Raw genomic sequence first — 18143 nt, 5'->3', positions numbered from 1 at the left:
TGAGAGCGGTTAGAATTGCCGAAATAGGGAGAGAAAAAGATGTCACTTAGAGAAGAAGCATTACATATGCATAAGGTTAATAGAGGAAAGTTGTCTACTGGCATTAAAACAAAAGTGAAAAATGCAAGAGATTTAAGCCTGGCCTATTCACCGGGTGTCGCAGAGCCATGTAAGGAAATCTATGAAAAGCCTGAAACAGTGTTTGATTATACCATTAAAGGGAACACGGTAGCGGTCGTTTCTAACGGAACCGCCGTTCTTGGGCTTGGAAATATTGGGGCAGAGGCAGCGATGCCTGTTATGGAAGGAAAAGCAGTGTTATTTAAAAGTTTTGCTGGCGTAGATGCGTTTCCAATCTGCTTAAATACAGAAGATCCAGAGAAGATCATAGAAACTGTAAAGCTGATGGAGCCAACATTCGGAGGAGTCAATTTAGAAGATATTGCAGCTCCTCATTGCTTTGAAATTGAGGAACGCCTTAAGAAGGAAACGAACATTCCCATCTTCCACGATGATCAGCATGGAACGGCTATCGTCACAGTGGCAGGTCTGTTGAATGCTCTGAAATTAACGGGAAGAAAGTTCAAAGACATTAAAGTAGTGGCCAATGGTGCTGGAGCAGCTGGCATTGCTATCATCAAGCTGCTTACAAGCTATGGAGTGCGTGATGTCATTATGTGTGACTCTCGTGGGGCTATTTATGAAGGGCGTCAAGAAGGAATGAACCCTGTGAAAGAAGAAGTGGCCAAGTATACGAATGTTCACCGTCAGGAAGGTTCACTTAAGGACGTCATTAAGGGGGCGGATGTGTTTATTGGTGTATCTGTTGCCGGCGCCCTCACAAAAGAAATGATTCAAACAATGAATCCAGAACCTATTATTTTTGCGATGGCAAATCCGGTACCGGAAGTCATGCCGGAAGAGGCAAAAATGGCAGGAGCCCGTGTGATTGGAACTGGGCGTTCAGACTTCCCGAATCAAGTAAATAATGTTCTCGCTTTTCCGGGAATTTTCCGTGGTGCACTTGATGTACGCGCGACGCACATCAATGAACAAATGAAGCAGGCAGCTGTAGAGGCTATTGCGGGACTGATTGAGGATCACGAACTAAATGCTGACTACGTGATACCAGGTCCGTTTGATCCGCGTGTAGCTCCAGCGGTAGCATCGGCAGTGGCAAAGGCAGCAATGGAAACGGGCGTAGCCCGCTTGAAAGCTGATCCTGAGGAAATTCGCCAACGTACGATGCAGTTGTCTCTTATCGGAAAAGGTGAATAAAGCTGTGGAAAATGAACGACCGCAATCAAAGTTTGCGGAAGTGGTAGACAAAATCCGTGAGATGATCGCAGCAGACGGCTTGACTCCGGGGGACAAGATGCCATCTGAGAGGGAGCTGTCTGAGCGGCTGTCTGCTGCCCGGTCCTCTGTTAGAGAGGCATTGCGGGCTCTGGAACTACTTGGATTGATTGAAACAAGACGAGGAGAGGGAACATTTCTTCGTGATTTCAGCGATCATCAGCTCGTTCAATTGCTAAGCACATTTATTTTGCAAAGAGAACAGACTCAAAAAGATGTTCGGCTAACGAAAGAGATTATGGAAATCGGCTGTTTATCCTCTGTTGTCTTACTTCCACATTTAGAGGAATCAATGTCAGAGCTTGCTGAAAGAATAAAAGACGAATCGTTTACGGAGCAGAGCTTTTTTGCTTTCTTAATGGATATAAGCGGTAATTCGCTTTTAAAAAAGATCTGGTTGATCGTATCTGATTATGCCGCGGCAATTCACAAAGAGGATAGACTATTAACGAATAAAGAGGCTTTTATCCATTTGATTTCTATAGTGAAGACTAGAAACATAAAAGATGTTATTGACGCTTACAAACAGCTTTAGGCTGTTCTGTTTTTTGCTGTCCGTCTCATAAAGTCAGATAACTAGGTTCAAGCTTTTTACAGGGAGAGGATGCAACTTGATTAAAGATTTATTTAACAAACAAAAACCAAAAAAAAGAAAGTATGCGACGATACCTACAGAAGCTAGTAAGCAAGACGTACCTGAAGGCATTATGCAAAAATGCCCTAACTGCAAAAAGATCATGTATACAAAAGAACTAAAGAAAAATTTAAGTGTTTGCTTGCAGTGTGGCCATCATCATGGAATGACGGCAATTGAACGTTGTAATTCTTTTATTGATGAGGGAACATTCGAGGAATTCGACGCCGGACTTTCTTCAACAAATCCGCTCAATTTCCCGGGGTATCTGGAAAAGCTGGAGGCAGACCGGCAAAAAACAAAAATGAATGAAGCTGTTTTAACCGGCATTGGCCGGGTCGAAGGCTTTGAAGCCGTTGTTGCCATTATGGATGCTAATTTCCGGATGGGAAGTATGGGATCAGTGGTTGGCGAAAAGATTACGAGAGCAATTGAGGAAGCAGGGCGCCGGGGAGTACCGTTTATTATTTTCACTGCCTCAGGTGGAGCCAGAATGCAAGAGGGTGTGCTTTCGTTAATGCAAATGGCGAAAACAAGTGTAGCTTTAAAACGTTTTAGCGAAAATGGCGGGTTGATTATTTCCATTATGACGCATCCTACCACTGGCGGCGTATCCGCAAGTTTTGCTTCCCTTGGAGACTATAATTTCGCAGAACCAGGCGCATTGATTGGATTTGCAGGCAGGCGGATTATTGAGCAGACGATCCACGAAAAGCTGCCGGAAGATTTCCAGACAGCCGAATTTTTATTAAAGCATGGCCAGCTGGATGCAGTACTTCATCGTCATGAAATCAAGGAAAAGATCGCCTTTTTACTGGACATACATCAACCGGGTGGTGAATTGGCATGATTGGTTTAGAATTTGAAAAACCAGTGATGGAACTAAAAGGAAAGATTGCTGAATTAAAAGAGTTTACTTCAACTTCGGATGTTGATTTGACGGAAGAGATTGAAAAGCTGGAACAACGCTTGAAAAAGCTTGAGAAAGATATTTATGAAAGCATGACACCATGGGACCGTGTACAAATGGCCCGGCATCCGGAACGGCCGACAACGCTGGATTATATTAGCTATTTATTTACCGATTTTATGGAGCTTCATGGCGATCGATTGTTTGGCGATGATGGAGCGATTGTCGGTGGAGTAGCTAAATATCACGGCCTACCAGTAACTGTTATCGGTCATCAGCGAGGACGGGACACGAAGGAAAATATTAAGCGGACATTTGGCATGCCGCACCCGGAAGGATATCGAAAGGCACTTCGTCTAATGAACCAGGCAGTAAAATTTAAGCGCCCGATTATTTGTCTGATCGATACGAAAGGTGCTTACCCAGGGAAGGCCGCTGAAGAGCGAGGACAGAGCGAAGCAATTGCGAAAAACTTGTTTGAAATGGCTGGCATGGAAGTGCCTATTATCTGTATTGTTATCGGCGAAGGCGGAAGCGGAGGAGCCCTTGGTCTAGGCATCGGCGATAAATTATTTATGATGGAAAATTCCACTTACTCTGTTATTTCCCCAGAAGGGGCTGCGGCTTTGCTTTGGAAAGATGCCTCTCAGGCAAAAAGGGCTGCAGAAACAATGAAGATCACAGCAGGAGATTTAAAAGACTTAGGAGTCATTGATGCCATTGTCCCTGAAGTGAGCGGAGGAGCCCATCGAAATGTTGCCCAACAAGCAGCATTAATTGATCAAACGCTGAAGCCGGCTCTTGAAGAGCTTCTTCATTTATCGATTCCGGAATTATTGGACAATCGCTATATGAAATATAAACAGATCGGAGAGTACACACTCTGATTGTTTCGTGCAAATAGACAGCGGGAAAAGAAGAACGTGCAGCGAAAGGCAAAAGCACGTTCTTTTTTAAATGTTTATAAAATATAGCCCTATCTAATTGATCATGGAACTCCATAAACATTGTGAAGGTCAGACCTTTCTGTTATTTTAGAAGAGACAAGTAGAGAATGAGCCAAACAATAAGAACTGTTTAGCTATGTCTGTAAAAAGATACATATCCAGGCGAGACGGAGGGATCCATGTGAAACGTATCGGAGTGTTGACGAGCGGTGGTGACGCACCGGGAATGAATGCAGCCGTTCGTGCTGTTGTCCGTGAAGCGATTTATCATAACCTGGAAGTATATGGGGTTTACCAAGGATACCAAGGGTTAATTTCAGGCAATATTCACAAGATGGAAGTAGGTTCAGTTGGCGATATTATTCATCGGGGAGGAACGATTCTCCGATCGGCAAGATGCCCCGAATTTCAAACAGCAGAAGGGCAGAAAAAAGGATTGAAACAGTTGGAAGAAAATGGAATAGAGGGGCTTGTTGTGATTGGCGGCGATGGCTCTTACCGCGGGGCAAAAGCACTTACTGAGCTTGGCTATCCGTGTGTCGGTGTACCCGGGACAATCGATAATGATATTCCGGGCACCGAATTCACAATCGGTTTTGATACGGCTTTAAACACGATCATTGATGCAATTGATAAAATCCGAGATACGGCAAGTTCTCATGAACGCACATTTATCGTGGAAGTAATGGGAAGAAACGCCGGAGATCTGGCGTTGTGGGCCGGCCTTGCTGGCGGGGCGGAAACGATCTTAATTCCGGAAGAACCACTTGATATGGAGGCGATCAAAGTCCGGCTGTTGAATGGGCTTGAGCGCGGAAAAAGACACAGTATTATTATTGTGGCTGAAGGCGTAATGAGTGGAAATGACTTTGCTGAGAAAGTAAAAAAAATGACTGGAATTGAAACGAGGGTATCTGTGCTTGGCCATATGCAGCGAGGGGGCTCTCCAACAGCTGCCGACCGGATGCTTGCAAGCCGGCTTGGTGCTCGAGCTGTCGAGCTGTTGATAGCAGGAAAAGGCGGCCGTGCAGTCGGCATTGAGCGCAATGAGCTGGTTGATTATGACATTGTAGAAGCACTGGCTCTTCCACATAAGCTGGATCTAAATATTTCCCGATTAGCTAAAGAGTTATCTATTTAATTGATTTTCACGAGGAGGCTCTCAAAAGATGAGAAAGACAAAGATTGTATGTACGATTGGTCCGGCAAGTGAAAGCCCGTCCATGCTCGAAAAGTTAATGGAAGCTGGCATGAATATTGCCCGTTTGAATTTTTCCCATGGGAATCACGAAGAGCATGCACAGCGAATCAAAAATATTCGCGAAGCTGCAAAGAAGACCGGAAAAACAATCGGTATTTTGTTAGATACGAAAGGCCCTGAAATTCGCACACATAATATGGAAAATGATGCTATAGAGCTAACAGCTGGCAGTCAAGTGATAGTATCTATGCATGAAGTGCTCGGAACATCCGAAAAATTTTCGGTTACATATGAGGGATTGATAGAGGATATTAAGCCGGGAGGAAAAATCCTGTTGGATGACGGCTTAATTGCCCTTGAAGTAACAGACATCGATAGATCAGCAGGCGAAATCCAAACAAAAGTACTGAACAGTGGCACGCTAAAAAATAAAAAGGGTGTAAATGTGCCCGGTGTATCGATCAATCTTCCAGGAATTACTGAAAAGGATGCAGAAGATATCAAGTTCGGTATTGAACAAGACGTTGACTTTATTGCTGCTTCTTTTGTTCGTCGCGCTTCTGACGTTCTCGAGATTCATGAGTTGCTGGAACTGCATGGAGCGAGCCATATTCAAATCATCCCTAAAATTGAGAATCAAGAAGGAGTCGATAATATCGACAGCATTCTTGAGGTATCGGATGGATTGATGGTAGCACGCGGAGATCTTGGCGTGGAAATTCCTGCCGAGGAAGTGCCGCTCGTGCAAAAAAGGTTAATTCAGCGTTGCAACACTCTCGGCAAGCCGGTTATTACGGCGACACAAATGCTTGATTCCATGCAGCGTAACCCGCGCCCGACACGTGCGGAAGCAAGTGATGTAGCCAATGCTATTTTTGATGGTACAGATGCGATTATGCTTTCTGGGGAAACAGCTGCAGGAACGTATCCTCTTGAGGCGGTACAAACGATGCACAGCATTGCAGATCGCACAGAGACGGCTTTAAATTACTCAGAAATCTTATCTATACGTAGCAAAGTAAGCGGACATACAATGACCGATGCGATCGGACAATCAGTGGCCCATACGGCAAACAATTTAGATGTACAAGCGATTGTGACGCCAACGGAGAGTGGACACACTGCTCGAATGATTTCACGCTATCGTTCAAAAGCACCGATTGTCGCGGTTACATCCAGTGAACGAGTTTCACGCAGCCTTGCACTTGTCTGGGGAGTATTCCCAAATATCGGTCCTAAAGTAAAGACAACAGATGAAATGCTTGAGCTCGCTGTACAACAAAGCATAAGTACGGGTCTCGTCAAGCACGGAGATTTAATCGTCATCACAGCCGGTGTTCCAGTAGGCGAATCGGGTACGACAAATCTGATGAAAATCCATGTGGTTGGGGACGTTTTAATGAAAGGCCAAGGGATTGGGCGAAAATCGGCTTATGGCAAGGTCGTCGTTGCTAAAAACGCATCAGAAGCACTAGAAAGGATAGAAGAAGGGGACATCCTTGTAACGATCGGCAGCGACAGAGACATGGTGCCGGCTATCGAAAAATGTGCAGCGCTGATTACAGAGGAAAGTGGATTGACAAGCCACGGTGCTGTTGTCGGTATCAATTTGGGCATTCCAGTCCTAGTTGGAGTAGAAGAAGCGACGTCGATTTTAAAGGATGGACAAGAAATTACTGTGGATGCCTCCAGAGGCATTGTTTATAACGGGCATGCCAATGTCCTTTAATTAAGAAAATGAAAGCTGTTCAGCAACTGACAGATTGTCGGCTGCTGAACAGCTTTTTTTATAAGTAACAAGTGTATGAAGAGACAATAGATGCGTCTATTTTTGCGGACGGCTGGGGAGGGATGATACAATAAAGAAGAACATAAATTGTTTAAAAAGGGGAAAATCCGTTGCGATATTTATTATTTATTTTTATTGTTGCTCCGGCATTGGAAATTAGTCTACTGATGCTTTCAGGAAAAACTATAGGAGTTTGGCCAACATTTCTGTTGATTTTAACAACAGGTTTTTTAGGAGCTTATTTTGCTAAGAAACAAGGAATGCAGGCGGTTATAAAGTTGCGTGAAGATATTCAGAACGGCCGGTTCATTGGTGATACGGTAATCGATGGCGTATGCATATTGGTCGGCGGCTTGTTGCTTTTAGCCCCGGGCTTTATTACAGATATTTTAGGTTTTTTACTTTTGCTTCCCTTCACAAGAAAATGGGTTAAACCACTCTTATTAAAACTATTTCGTCGTTCTTTTCAAAATGGAAATGTCATTATCATGAAATAGAAAAGCGTCAGCCAGCGGCTGACGCTTTTCTATTTCATCGGAGGTGGCACATCTTCTCCTGTAATATAGTTTCGTAAATCTGTAAATACTCCTGCACTGCTGAGAGCGTTAATAATAACGAGTGTAACAGGGCCGAGAATCAGACCGAAGAAACCAGCAAGCTTAAAGCCGACAAATAAGGCAATCAGCGTAGCTAGAGGGTCCAGGCCGATGCTGGAGGACAATACTTTAGGCTCCATAATCTGACGCTGAACAATGATGATCACGTATAAAACAGTTAAACCAATGGCTAGGCCAGTATCTCCGGCAATAAATTCGTATATAATCCATGGCACGAATAGGGTGCCTGTCCCGAGATAAGGAAGCAAATCAACAAGCCCCGCAACAAGAGCGAGTGTAATTGCATAATTTACCCGCAAAATAAGCAATCCTACAAGAACGATAAAGGTCGTAATCGAAATGAGTGTCAATTGGGCGCGCAAAAAGCCGAATAACGCCCTTTTTAAAGCGGCAAACACGTTAATCAAGCTTGTCCTTGCTTTTACGGGTAAGTAATGAATCGTCCGCTTCTGAAGATTCTCCCAATCTTTAGTAATGAAAAAAGCAGCAAGAAATGAGAAAATTAATGCGGTCGCGAAATTAGGGACCCATGAGATTAATTTTGGGAGTTTCAAAAAGAAGTTCTGGATAAACTCTCCTGCTGTTGAGGCGAACTGTTCCCCTGCTTGGCGAATGTTTGTAGAGATGGTCTCCTGCTGGCCGGTATCAAGAGAATGAAACAGCCCTGCTGCCCGTTCATATATTGGGATCACTTGAGAAGCGAAGAGGTTTTCTATTTGCTCCACTACAACGTGAACGTGGCGGGGAACAACAGAGGCGAAATAATTCGCGCCTGAAACAATTTCAGCGATTAAAAGCGTCATTCCACCAGCGAAAATAGCCAAAATAAGAAGGATAGCTGTGCCGGCAGCAGCAGCTCGTGGCAACCTCACCTTTTTCTCCAAAAAACGAACGAATGGCTGAATAAGAAAAGCAACTGCAAAGCCGATGATAAATGGGTACGTTATTTTTGCAACATAATATAAAGAGAGTAAAAGTAACGCGGTGGAAATAATTACAATCAGAAAGCGTATCAACCTATGCCAGTTGGATGAATTCAAGGCTTCACCTCCTATGCCTCACATTGTATCAATCTGATCAGGGGAGAGAAAGAAAAATGGCTCGTATTATAACGACAAAAATTGCATAAAAGAAAGGGGTAGAGATATGCAGCCTTATCTATTCTTACTGATGTTACTTGCCATCGCGCTCATTGCGAAAAATCAATCGCTTCTTCTGGCTGTTATTGTTTTGCTCGTACTGAAAGTGATTGGTTTAGATGACAAGCTGTTTGCGGCTGTTCAAACGAAGGGAATCAACTGGGGAGTAGCAGTCATTACTATTGCGGTGTTGGTGCCGATTGCGACAGGAGAAATTGGGTTTAGGGAGCTGGGGGATTCTCTAAAGTCTCCTTATGCATGGATCGCTCTCATCTCTGGTATGCTTGTAGCCCTTCTCGGCAAAAGCGGCGTGACGTTGCTGGCGGAGGATCCTCATATTACGACCGCACTTGTCTTTGGAACGATTGCAGCGGTAGCTCTTTTTAATGGCGTGGCCGTTGGTCCATTGATCGGCGCAGGCATCGCCTACACGGTTATGAAAGTTCTTGAGTGGTTTCAATAGAAATTTTAGCCGCTCCCATGTATAATGAGTACAGGAAGAAAATAATTTTTTAGTATAACATGTTTTTTCCCCGTGTTTTGTTGAGAAACCATGGCGATTTTGTAGAATTTTAGACACTTTTCATTCACAAACATTAAATTATTGTTTATAATATCAGGTGAAAGCGCAATCTTTAAAAATGTTCGTGTTTTACATGAAACTTTACTGAGCAAGAACTCAGTTAAAAATGGTTTCAAAAAAGGCAATGGGGGAAATTAACAGTCGAAGGAGAGAATGATTATGACGACCGCTCGTGGATTAGAAGGAGTAGTAGCAACAACATCTTCAGTAAGCTCTATTATTGATGACACTCTTACATACGCTGGCTACAACATCGATGATTTAGCTGAAAATGCAAGCTTTGAAGAAGTTATTTATCTGCTATGGCACCGAAAACTTCCTACACAGGCAGAGCTAGATGAGCTGAAGCAGCAATTGTCAGACAGCTATGATCTTCCTCAAGAAGTACTTAACCACTTTAAAATGTATCCAATTGATAAAGTCCATCCAATGGCCGCCCTCCGCACAGCTGTTTCATTAATTGGTTTGTACGATGAAGAAGCGGATGTTATGAGCGAGGAAGCAAATTACCGCAAGGCAGTTCGTCTGCAAGCAAAAATCCCTGCGCTTGTAACTGCGTTTGCCCGCATCCGTAAAGGCGAAGAGCCGATAGCGCCACGCAAAGATTTCGGTTTAGCAGCGAACTTCCTGTACATGCTTTCCGGAAAAGAACCGGAGGCTGTCGAAATCGAAGCGTTTGACAAAGCGCTCGTTCTGCATGCGGACCATGAATTAAACGCTTCTACATTTACAGCTCGCGTATGTGTAGCTACTTTATCTGACGTTTATTCTGGAGTAACAGCAGCCATTTCTGCTTTAAAAGGCCCGCTTCATGGCGGGGCGAATGAGCAGGTAATGAAAATGCTCACTGAGATCGGTTCCGTTGATAACGTAGAGCCGTATATCTTGAGCAAGTTAAACAATAAAGAAAAAATTATGGGCTTCGGCCATCGTGTATACCGTCAAGGCGACCCGCGTGCGAAGCACTTGAAGGAAATGTCAAGAAGATTGACAGAATTAACTGGAGAGCCACAATGGTACGAGATGTCCACACAAATTGAGGAACTTGTAACAACGCAGAAGAAACTTCCGCCAAATGTGGATTTCTATTCTGCATCCGTTTACCATAGCCTGGGCATAGAGCATGATTTGTTCACGCCAATTTTTGCTGTAAGCCGTGTATCTGGCTGGTTGGCACACATCTTGGAACAGTATTCAAACAACCGTTTAATCCGTCCACGTGCTGAATACACAGGTCCTGGTATGCAAGAGTACGTACCGATCGGTAAGCGCAAGTAATTCTAATATTTACAAACACCCAAAAAATTGGTGTAATATAAATTGAGTAACAGAGGTTAGAGGGCGTATGCCTCTAACCTTTGATTATGGAATTGGAGGTATTTTTCATGTCACAAGGCGAAAAAATTACTGTATCAAATGGAGTTTTAAATGTACCAAACCATCCAGTAATCCCATTCATTGAAGGGGACGGAATTGGCCCTGATATCTGGGCAGCAGCTTCCCGTGTACTTGATGCTGCTGTTGAGAAAGCATATAACGGTGAAAAGAAGATCGAATGGAAAGAAGTATATGCCGGAGAAAAAGCATTTAACAAAACAGGCGAATGGCTTCCGGAAGAAACACTAGAGCAAATTCGTGAATATTTGATTGCTATTAAAGGTCCATTAACAACACCAATCGGCGGCGGATTCCGCTCTTTAAACGTAGCGCTTCGCCAGGAATTAGACTTATTCGTCTGCTTGCGTCCTGTTCGTTACTTCGACGGAGTACCTTCTCCGATCAAACGCCCTGAAGATACTGATATGGTTATCTTCCGTGAAAATACAGAAGATATTTACGCTGGCATTGAATACAAGGAAGGTTCAGATGAAGTGAAAAAAGTCATCGACTTCCTGAAAAATGAAATGGGTGTAAATAAAATCCGTTTCCCTGAAACTTCAGGTATTGGTATTAAGCCAATCTCTAAAGAAGGAACTACTCGCTTAGTACGAGCAGCGATCAACTATGCTATTAAAGAAGGCCGCAAATCTGTTACTTTAGTACATAAAGGTAACATTATGAAATTTACTGAAGGTGCGTTCAAAAACTGGGGCTATGAATTAGCTGAAAAAGAATTCGGCGAAAAAGTATTCACTTGGGCTCAGTACGATAAAATTAAAGAAGAACAGGGAACAGAAGCAGCAAACAAAGCGCAGGCTGATGCAGAAGCTGCTGGCAAGATCATCGTTAAAGATGCCATTGCTGATATATTCCTTCAACAAATTTTAACTCGTCCAAAAGAATTTGATGTAGTAGCAACAATGAACTTAAACGGTGACTACATTTCTGATGCACTTGCTGCACAAGTGGGTGGAATCGGAATTGCACCGGGAGCCAATATTAACTATGAAACAGGACATGCTATTTTTGAAGCGACACACGGAACAGCTCCAAAATATGCAGGACTTGATAAAGTAAATCCTTCTTCTGTTCTACTTTCAGGTGTATTAATGCTTGAACACTTAGGATGGAATGAAGCAGCTAATCTTATCACTGCATCTGTTGAAAAAACCATTGCGTCTAAAGTAGTTACTTATGACTTTGCCCGTTTAATGGAAGGCGCAACAGAAGTAAAAACTTCTGAGTTTGCTGATGAATTAATCAAGAACCTTTAATTAGTATCAACACCGTTCTTTTTACAAAGGAACGGTGTTATATGTATTCCATACCATACCTAATTTTAAGGGGGACTCACACATGTCTTTGAAACGTAAAAAGATTTCTGTCATCGGTGCGGGATTTACAGGAGCAACAACGGCATTTTTGCTTGCACAGAAAGAACTAGGAGACGTTGTACTAGTTGATATTCCACAAGCGGAAGGCCCAACCAAAGGCAAAGCCCTTGATATGCTTGAAGCAAGTCCTGTGCAAGGATTTGATACGAACATCATCGGTACATCCAGCTATGAAGATACGAAAGATTCTGATCTGGTCATCATTACAGCTGGAATTGCTCGTAAGCCAGGGATGAGCCGGGATGACCTGGTACAAACAAACCAAAAAGTGATGAAGGCTGTAACAGCTGAAATTGCGAAAAGCTCTCCAAATTGCCATATTATCGTGCTAACGAACCCTGCCGATGCGATGACTTATACTGTGTTTAAAGAATCAGGATTCCCGAAAAACCGCGTGATCGGCCAATCAGGCGTTCTTGATACCGCTCGTTTCCGTACATTCGTTGCACAAGAGTTAAATTTGTCTGTAAAAGATATTACAGGCTTTGTTCTTGGCGGCCACGGCGATGACATGGTCCCACTTGTACGTTATTCTTACGCAGGCGGTATTCCTTTAGAAAAATTGATTCCGCAAGATCGTCTTGAGGCCATTGTTGAACGTACACGCAAAGGCGGCGGTGAAATCGTTTCTCTTTTAGGTAACGGTTCTGCTTACTATGCACCAGCTGCTTCCCTTGTAGAAATGGCAGAGGCTATTTTGAAAGATCAACGCCGCATTCTTCCTGCTATTGCTTATCTTGAAGGTGAATATGGACACGAGGGCCTTTATCTAGGGGTACCGACAATTCTCGGTAAAGATGGCATTGAAAAAGTAATTGAGCTTGAGCTAACAGAGAATGAGAAGGCGGCGCTGCAAAAATCAGTTGATTCTGTGCGTAATGTGATGAGTGTTCTTTCTTGATAAATAGGTATTTACAAAAACCCCCAGTTTCCCCTGGGGTTTTTGTATTGATTTTTATCGTAAAAGACCGACATCGAAGGAGTCGCGTTTCTTCCTTTTTCAACAATAGAAGGTTAAGGTATAATTGAGAAAGAACGGTCATTACTTTCCAGGGAGGGCAAAATGAACAAAAGAGTCTTAGTGGTAGATGACGAGCCATCTATTGTAACGCTAATTAAATACAACTTAGAGCAGGCTGGATATGAAGTTATCACAGCATATGATGGGGAGGAAGCGCTCAAAAAAACATTGGAGGAACTTCCAGATTTGCTTGTGCTGGATTGGATGCTTCCACGGCTGGATGGAATGGAAGTATGTAAGGAGCTTCGGCAGAGAAAAGTGTCCACACCAATTTTAATGCTGACAGCAAAGGATGAAGAGTTTGATAAAGTACTTGGCCTTGAACTAGGTGCGGATGATTACATGACAAAGCCATTTAGTCCAAGAGAATTGCTGGCACGGGTGAAGGCTATTTTACGCCGGCTGCAGCATATGCCGAGAGTAGAAGAAACAAATGGACAGGAGAACGGACTGACCGTTTCAGAAATCGTTATTTATCCAGAAAAATATGAAGCATATTTTCGAGGGAACTTACTGGAGCTTACACCGAAAGAGTTTGAGTTACTTCTATATTTAATGGAGCATAAAGGACGTGTATTAACACGTGATCAGCTGTTAAGTGCTGTTTGGAAATATGATTTTGCCGGTGATACACGAATTGTTGATGTGCATATCAGCCATTTGCGTGAGAAAATTGAACATAATACGAGAAAGCCCGAGTACATAAAAACGATCCGCGGATTAGGCTATAAATTAGAGGAGCCAAAGCCTTCATGATTAAGTTCCGTACCCGGCTTGTGCTTGCTCTTCTTTCTTTAATTGTTCTTGTTCTGGTGGCACTTGGCATTATGCTGGGACAGATGTTCAAAGGCTATTATTTATCCACATTTAATGAACGTTTGGAAAAAGAGACAGAACTATTAGCCGGACAGATTACTCGGCAAGGTGGTCTGGAGTCCTTGAACGAGGACACTATAAAAGATTGGAGCAAACAGCTACATGTACGGATTTCCCTTGCCGATCCCTCTGGCCGATTAATTTTTGACAGCGGGGCTTTTGACGATCCATCTAGATCTGATCATCGAAAGGTCGTTAAAAGGCTGGCTAATACCGATCCCTCCACTGCTTATCAAGAATCGCTTGCTAGCAAGTTTGGTGAACATTATCATTGGCGAATGATAGAGAATCAGGCGGGTCAAATCGATGGAATGATTGTAGTAAATACAAAAGTGAAGGATCTTGATGATATTTACCAGCAAATTTGGCTTATTTTGCTTTTCTCTCTCGGGGTCTCTCTCGTGCTGCTCACATTGTTTAGTACCAAAATTACGAATCGCTATACTAAACCAATCGAATCGGCAACGAAAGTAGCGATAGAGCTTGCAAAAGGGAACTATCGGGCCAGAACGCATGAAATTCCTGCGGATGAAGTAGGGACGCTGAATACTTCCATTAATATTCTTGCTCGGAATTTGCAGGAAATGATGCAAGCGCAAGAAGTTCATCAAAATCGGCTATCGACCTTAATTGAAAATATGGAAAGCGGTTTGCTTCTAATAGATGATCGCGGTTTCATCATTATGGTGAATCGATCGTTTAAAAAACATTTCCATTTGGAAAACAAACGATTAATAAGAAAGAGGTATCATGAGGCAATCCCACAATCGGAAGTCATTGATATTATTGAAGAAGTGTTCATGACCGAGCAAAATATACGCAGGCAGCTGTTATTGCCACTTGGGATTGAAAGAAAGCATTTTGAAGTGTCCGGTGCGCCGATCATTGGAACGAATGCTGAATGGAAAGGCATATTGATTGTCTTTCATGATATTACAAGTTTGAAAAAGCTGGAGCAAATGCGCAAAGATTTTGTGGCAAATGTTTCCCATGAGTTGAAAACGCCTATTACTTCCATTAAAGGCTTTACCGAAACCTTGCTGGACGGGGCGCTCGAAGATAAAGAGGCACTGAAGATGTTTTTGAACATTATCTTAAAAGAGAGTGAACGAATGCAAACTCTTGTTATGGATTTGTTGGAATTATCGAAAATTGAACAAAAGGGAATTTCTCTTCACACAACAAACTTGTCTATAGATGAAGTGATAAAAGAAGTGATTCCCTCCTTGCAAAATCGCTTTGAAGCTAAGCGGATTGATTTGTCACTGCAACTGGAGAAAGATTTATGGATTACTGGAGACGCCAGTCGGCTAAAACAAGTATTTTTTAACTTATTGACAAACGCTATCTTGTATACACAAGAAGGAGGCCATATAGAAGTAAGGGCCTTTGATAAAGAGAACCGGGTAATCGTTGAAGTAGAAGATAATGGCATTGGCATAAATCCGGAAGAGATACCGCGGATTTTTGAGCGTTTTTACCGGGTAGATAAAGCGAGAAGCCGCAATTCAGGAGGCACTGGTCTTGGATTAGCCATTGTCAAACATATTATCGAGGCGCATGATGGGGAGATTTTTGTAAAAAGTAAAGCCAATGAAGGCACCACGTTTACCGTTTTCTTAAATAAGCAAGAGGAGGATGACCGCTTTGAAGAAAAAAATCGTATTAATTGACGGCAACAGCATTGCCTATCGGGCGTTTTTCGCCTTGCCCTTATTGAATAACAACAAAGGTGTCCATACCAATGCAGTTTATGGCTTTGCTATGATGCTTTTAAAAGTATTAAAGGAAGAGCAACCTACACATCTTCTTGTTGCTTTTGATGCCGGTAAAACAACTTTCCGGCATCAAACATACAGCGATTATAAAGGCGGCCGTCAAAAAACACCGTCTGAGCTGTCTGAGCAATTTCCTTATATCCGTGAATTGCTGAAAGCTTACGGTATTGCTCAATATGAACTGGAAAATTATGAAGCAGATGATATTATTGGGACCTTGTCGCTTCAGGCGGAAAAAGATGGATATGAAATTAAAATTTATTCAGGAGATAAAGATTTAACTCAGCTTGCCTCTGATGCGACTACCGTCTGTATTACAAGAAAAGGAATTACCGACATTGAAGAATATACTCCTGCTCACGTTGAGGAAAAGTATGGGCTAACACCAGAACAAATCATTGATATGAAGGGTTTAATGGGGGATTCTTCTGATAACATTCCGGGTGTACCTGGAGTTGGAGAAAAGACAGCGATCAAGCTATTAAAGCAATTTGGTTCTGTAGAAAACTTACTTGCATCTATCGATGAGGTGAGTGGGAAAAAGTTGCAAGAAAAACTACGCGAGCACGAGAATCTCGCTTTAATGAGCAAAGAGCTGGCGACGATTCTTCGTGAGGTTCCCATTAACTTTTCGATAGGCAACCTGGAATATCATGAAGCGGATAATGAAAAAGTATATGAGTTATTTAAGGAACTTGAATTTAACTCGCTGCTGGAAAAGCTGGACCGTCCGGTAGAAGAAGCTTCTGCTCATGAAGACGTACATTATGAGTCTGTGACAGAACTGACAGATGATCTTTTTAGTGGAGAGGATTTCTTCTATTTAGAAATGATTACTGAAAACTATCACCGGGCAGATATAGCTGGTTTTGGGATAAGTGGGGAAAAGGGAACGTACTTTATTCCGGCAGAAGCGGCATTTCAGTCAGCCGTTTTTAAAAAATGGGCAGAGGATGAAACGAAGAAAAAATCTGTTTATGATGCAAAGCGTACTATTATTGGATTAAGGCGCTATGGAATTGAACTCAAGGGAATTGACTTTGATATCTGGCTTGCTTCTTATTTGCTCAATCCATCTGAGTCACCGGAAGATTTCGCTGCCGTAGCGAAGCTGCATGGCATCTCATCTATTCAATCAGATGAAGCGGTATATGGAAAGGGAGCCAAACGCCAACTTCCTGAAGGATCGGTATATGCCGAGCATATCGCATCAAAAGCAGCAGCAATTGAGGAATTAAAAGCAGTTTGCCTAAAAGAACTTGAAGAAAACCAACAGCTTGAATTATTTTATGAGCTGGAGCTGCCGCTCGCACTCATTCTTGCTGATATGGAGTCAGAAGGTGTTCAAGTAGATATAAACTGTCTGAAGGAAATGGGCGAAGAGCTAAAAGGCAAGCTGGCTGATATTGAGAAGACGATTTATTCACTTGCAGGCACCGAGTTTAATATTAATTCGCCGAAGCAGCTTGGGACAATTTTATTTGAGAAATTGGGGCTGCCACCTATAAAAAAAACAAAAACAGGTTACTCTACTTCGGCGGATGTGCTTGAAAAACTGGCGCCGTCCCACGAAATTGTAGACCATATTTTACATTATCGTCAGCTCGGCAAGCTTCAGTCGACTTATATTGAAGGGCTTCTTAAAGTAGTAGATGCTGATACACACAAAATTCATACACGCTTCAACCAGGCGTTGACGCAAACAGGACGGTTAAGCTCAACAGAACCTAATTTGCAAAACATCCCCATCCGTTTGGAGGAAGGCAGAAAGATCCGCCAGGCTTTTATTCCGTCAGAGCCTGATTCAGTGATGTTTGCCGCCGATTACTCGCAAATTGAATTGCGTGTACTTGCTCATATCGCTGATGATGAAAAATTAATCGATGCTTTCTTGCATGACCTTGATATTCATACAGCAACAGCCGCTGATGTGTTCCACGTGTCACAGGAAGAAGTAGACAGCAATATGCGGAGGCAGGCAAAGGCAGTCAACTTTGGTATCGTCTACGGGATCAGCGATTATGGCTTGTCTCAAAGTCTTGGCATCACAAGAAAAGAAGCAGGTACCTTTATTGATCGTTATTTACAAACTTATCCGGGTGTGAAAGAATACATGGATTCCATCATCCGCGAGGCGAAAGAAAAAGGTTTTGTTACTACACTGATGCAACGCCGCCGTTACATTCCAGAAATCACGAGCCGCAACTTTAATTTACGAGGCTTTGGAGAGCGAACAGCGATGAATACGCCAATTCAGGGAAGTGCAGCTGATATTATTAAAAAAGCGATGATTGATGTGGCCGAGAGACTGGAGAATGAAAAGCTTCGTTCCAAGCTACTGTTACAAGTACACGATGAATTAATTTTTGAAGTGCCAAAAGAGGAAATTGAAATAATGAAGCAGCTTGTCCCAGAAGTAATGGAACAGGCCATTCAACTAAAGGTTCCATTGAAGGTTGATTATTCATACGGACCGACATGGTACGATGCCAAATAATAAAAGACAACATAGAGAGGA

The 18143-nt window shown here is 42.8% G+C and carries 15 protein-coding genes; 14 read left to right on the top strand and 1 reads right to left on the bottom strand.

Translation table 11 applies throughout. The features are described 5' to 3' along the window. The first annotated feature begins 39 nt into the window (after positions 1–39). From ystJ to CJ483_RS07735, 7 genes are all read left to right on the top strand, one after another. A complete protein-coding gene (gene ystJ, locus CJ483_RS07765; RefSeq protein WP_120033750.1) occupies positions 40–1278 on the top strand; it encodes an NADP-dependent malic enzyme in 1239 nt (412 codons plus the stop codon). A gap of 4 nt (positions 1279–1282) precedes the next feature. Beyond that, positions 1283–1891, top strand: a complete 609-nt coding sequence (locus tag CJ483_RS07760) for a FadR/GntR family transcriptional regulator (protein WP_120033748.1) — start codon at positions 1283–1285, stop codon at positions 1889–1891. A 76-nt stretch (positions 1892–1967) separates the two neighbouring features. Further along, positions 1968–2840, top strand: a complete 873-nt coding sequence (accD, locus tag CJ483_RS07755) for an acetyl-CoA carboxylase, carboxyltransferase subunit beta (protein WP_120033745.1) — start codon at positions 1968–1970, stop codon at positions 2838–2840. Then, on the top strand, positions 2837–3787 hold the full coding sequence (gene accA / locus CJ483_RS07750; protein ID WP_120033743.1) for an acetyl-CoA carboxylase carboxyl transferase subunit alpha: 951 nt from the start codon (positions 2837–2839) through the stop codon (positions 3785–3787). Before accD ends, accA begins: the two co-directional genes overlap by 4 nt. 241 nt (positions 3788–4028) lie before the next feature. Then, positions 4029–4988: a 6-phosphofructokinase gene (gene pfkA / locus CJ483_RS07745; RefSeq protein ID WP_120033741.1), complete on the top strand. Its 960-nt coding sequence runs from the start codon at positions 4029–4031 to the stop codon at positions 4986–4988. A 28-nt stretch (positions 4989–5016) separates the two neighbouring features. Further along, complete coding sequence (pyk, locus tag CJ483_RS07740; protein ID WP_120033739.1) at positions 5017–6777, top strand: pyruvate kinase; 1761 nt, start codon at positions 5017–5019, stop codon at positions 6775–6777. Between the two features lie 170 nt (positions 6778–6947). Next, positions 6948–7334 carry an FxsA family protein gene (locus tag CJ483_RS07735; protein ID WP_120033736.1) on the top strand — a complete coding sequence of 129 codons (387 nt, stop codon included), beginning with the start codon at positions 6948–6950 and terminating at the stop codon, positions 7332–7334. A 29-nt stretch (positions 7335–7363) separates the two neighbouring features. On the opposite strand, the gene ytvI is transcribed toward CJ483_RS07735, so the two are convergent. After that, positions 7364–8494, bottom strand: coding sequence for a sporulation integral membrane protein YtvI (ytvI, locus tag CJ483_RS07730; protein WP_120033734.1), 1131 nt, complete (start codon positions 8492–8494; stop codon positions 7364–7366). Positions 8495–8600: 106 nt separating this feature from the next. On the opposite strand from ytvI, the gene CJ483_RS07725 reads away from it, so the two are divergent. From CJ483_RS07725 to polA, 7 genes are all read left to right on the top strand, one after another. Beyond that, positions 8601–9056, top strand: coding sequence for a DUF441 domain-containing protein (locus CJ483_RS07725; protein WP_120033732.1), 456 nt, complete (start codon positions 8601–8603; stop codon positions 9054–9056). Positions 9057–9335: 279 nt separating this feature from the next. Beyond that, positions 9336–10454 carry a citrate synthase gene (gene citZ / locus CJ483_RS07720; RefSeq protein WP_120033730.1) on the top strand — a complete coding sequence of 373 codons (1119 nt, stop codon included), beginning with the start codon at positions 9336–9338 and terminating at the stop codon, positions 10452–10454. 86 nt (positions 10455–10540) lie between these two features. Continuing rightward, positions 10541–11830 (top strand): NADP-dependent isocitrate dehydrogenase, encoded by a 1290-nt coding sequence (icd, locus tag CJ483_RS07715; RefSeq protein ID WP_259455789.1) that lies wholly within the window; start codon positions 10541–10543, stop codon positions 11828–11830. A gap of 82 nt (positions 11831–11912) precedes the next feature. Beyond that, positions 11913–12851, top strand: a complete 939-nt coding sequence (mdh, locus tag CJ483_RS07710; protein ID WP_120033725.1) for a malate dehydrogenase — start codon at positions 11913–11915, stop codon at positions 12849–12851. Between the two features lie 162 nt (positions 12852–13013). Further along, entirely contained in the window at positions 13014–13727 is a 714-nt protein-coding gene (locus tag CJ483_RS07705; protein ID WP_120033723.1) for a response regulator transcription factor, read from the top strand. Next, positions 13724–15520, top strand: coding sequence for a two-component system histidine kinase PnpS (gene pnpS / locus CJ483_RS07700; protein ID WP_120033721.1), 1797 nt, complete (start codon positions 13724–13726; stop codon positions 15518–15520). Before CJ483_RS07705 ends, pnpS begins: the two co-directional genes overlap by 4 nt. Continuing rightward, positions 15495–18122, top strand: a complete 2628-nt coding sequence (gene polA, locus CJ483_RS07695; RefSeq protein ID WP_182916994.1) for a DNA polymerase I — start codon at positions 15495–15497, stop codon at positions 18120–18122. The genes pnpS and polA overlap by 26 nt, the downstream gene beginning before the upstream one ends. Positions 18123–18143: the final 21 nt, after the last annotated feature.

Source organism: Bacillus sp. PK3_68 (genome assembly GCF_003600835.1).
In the GTDB taxonomy this organism is placed as follows: Bacteria; Bacillota; Bacilli; order Bacillales; family Domibacillaceae; genus Pseudobacillus.
This window is presented reverse-complemented; position numbering and strand designations above follow the sequence as displayed.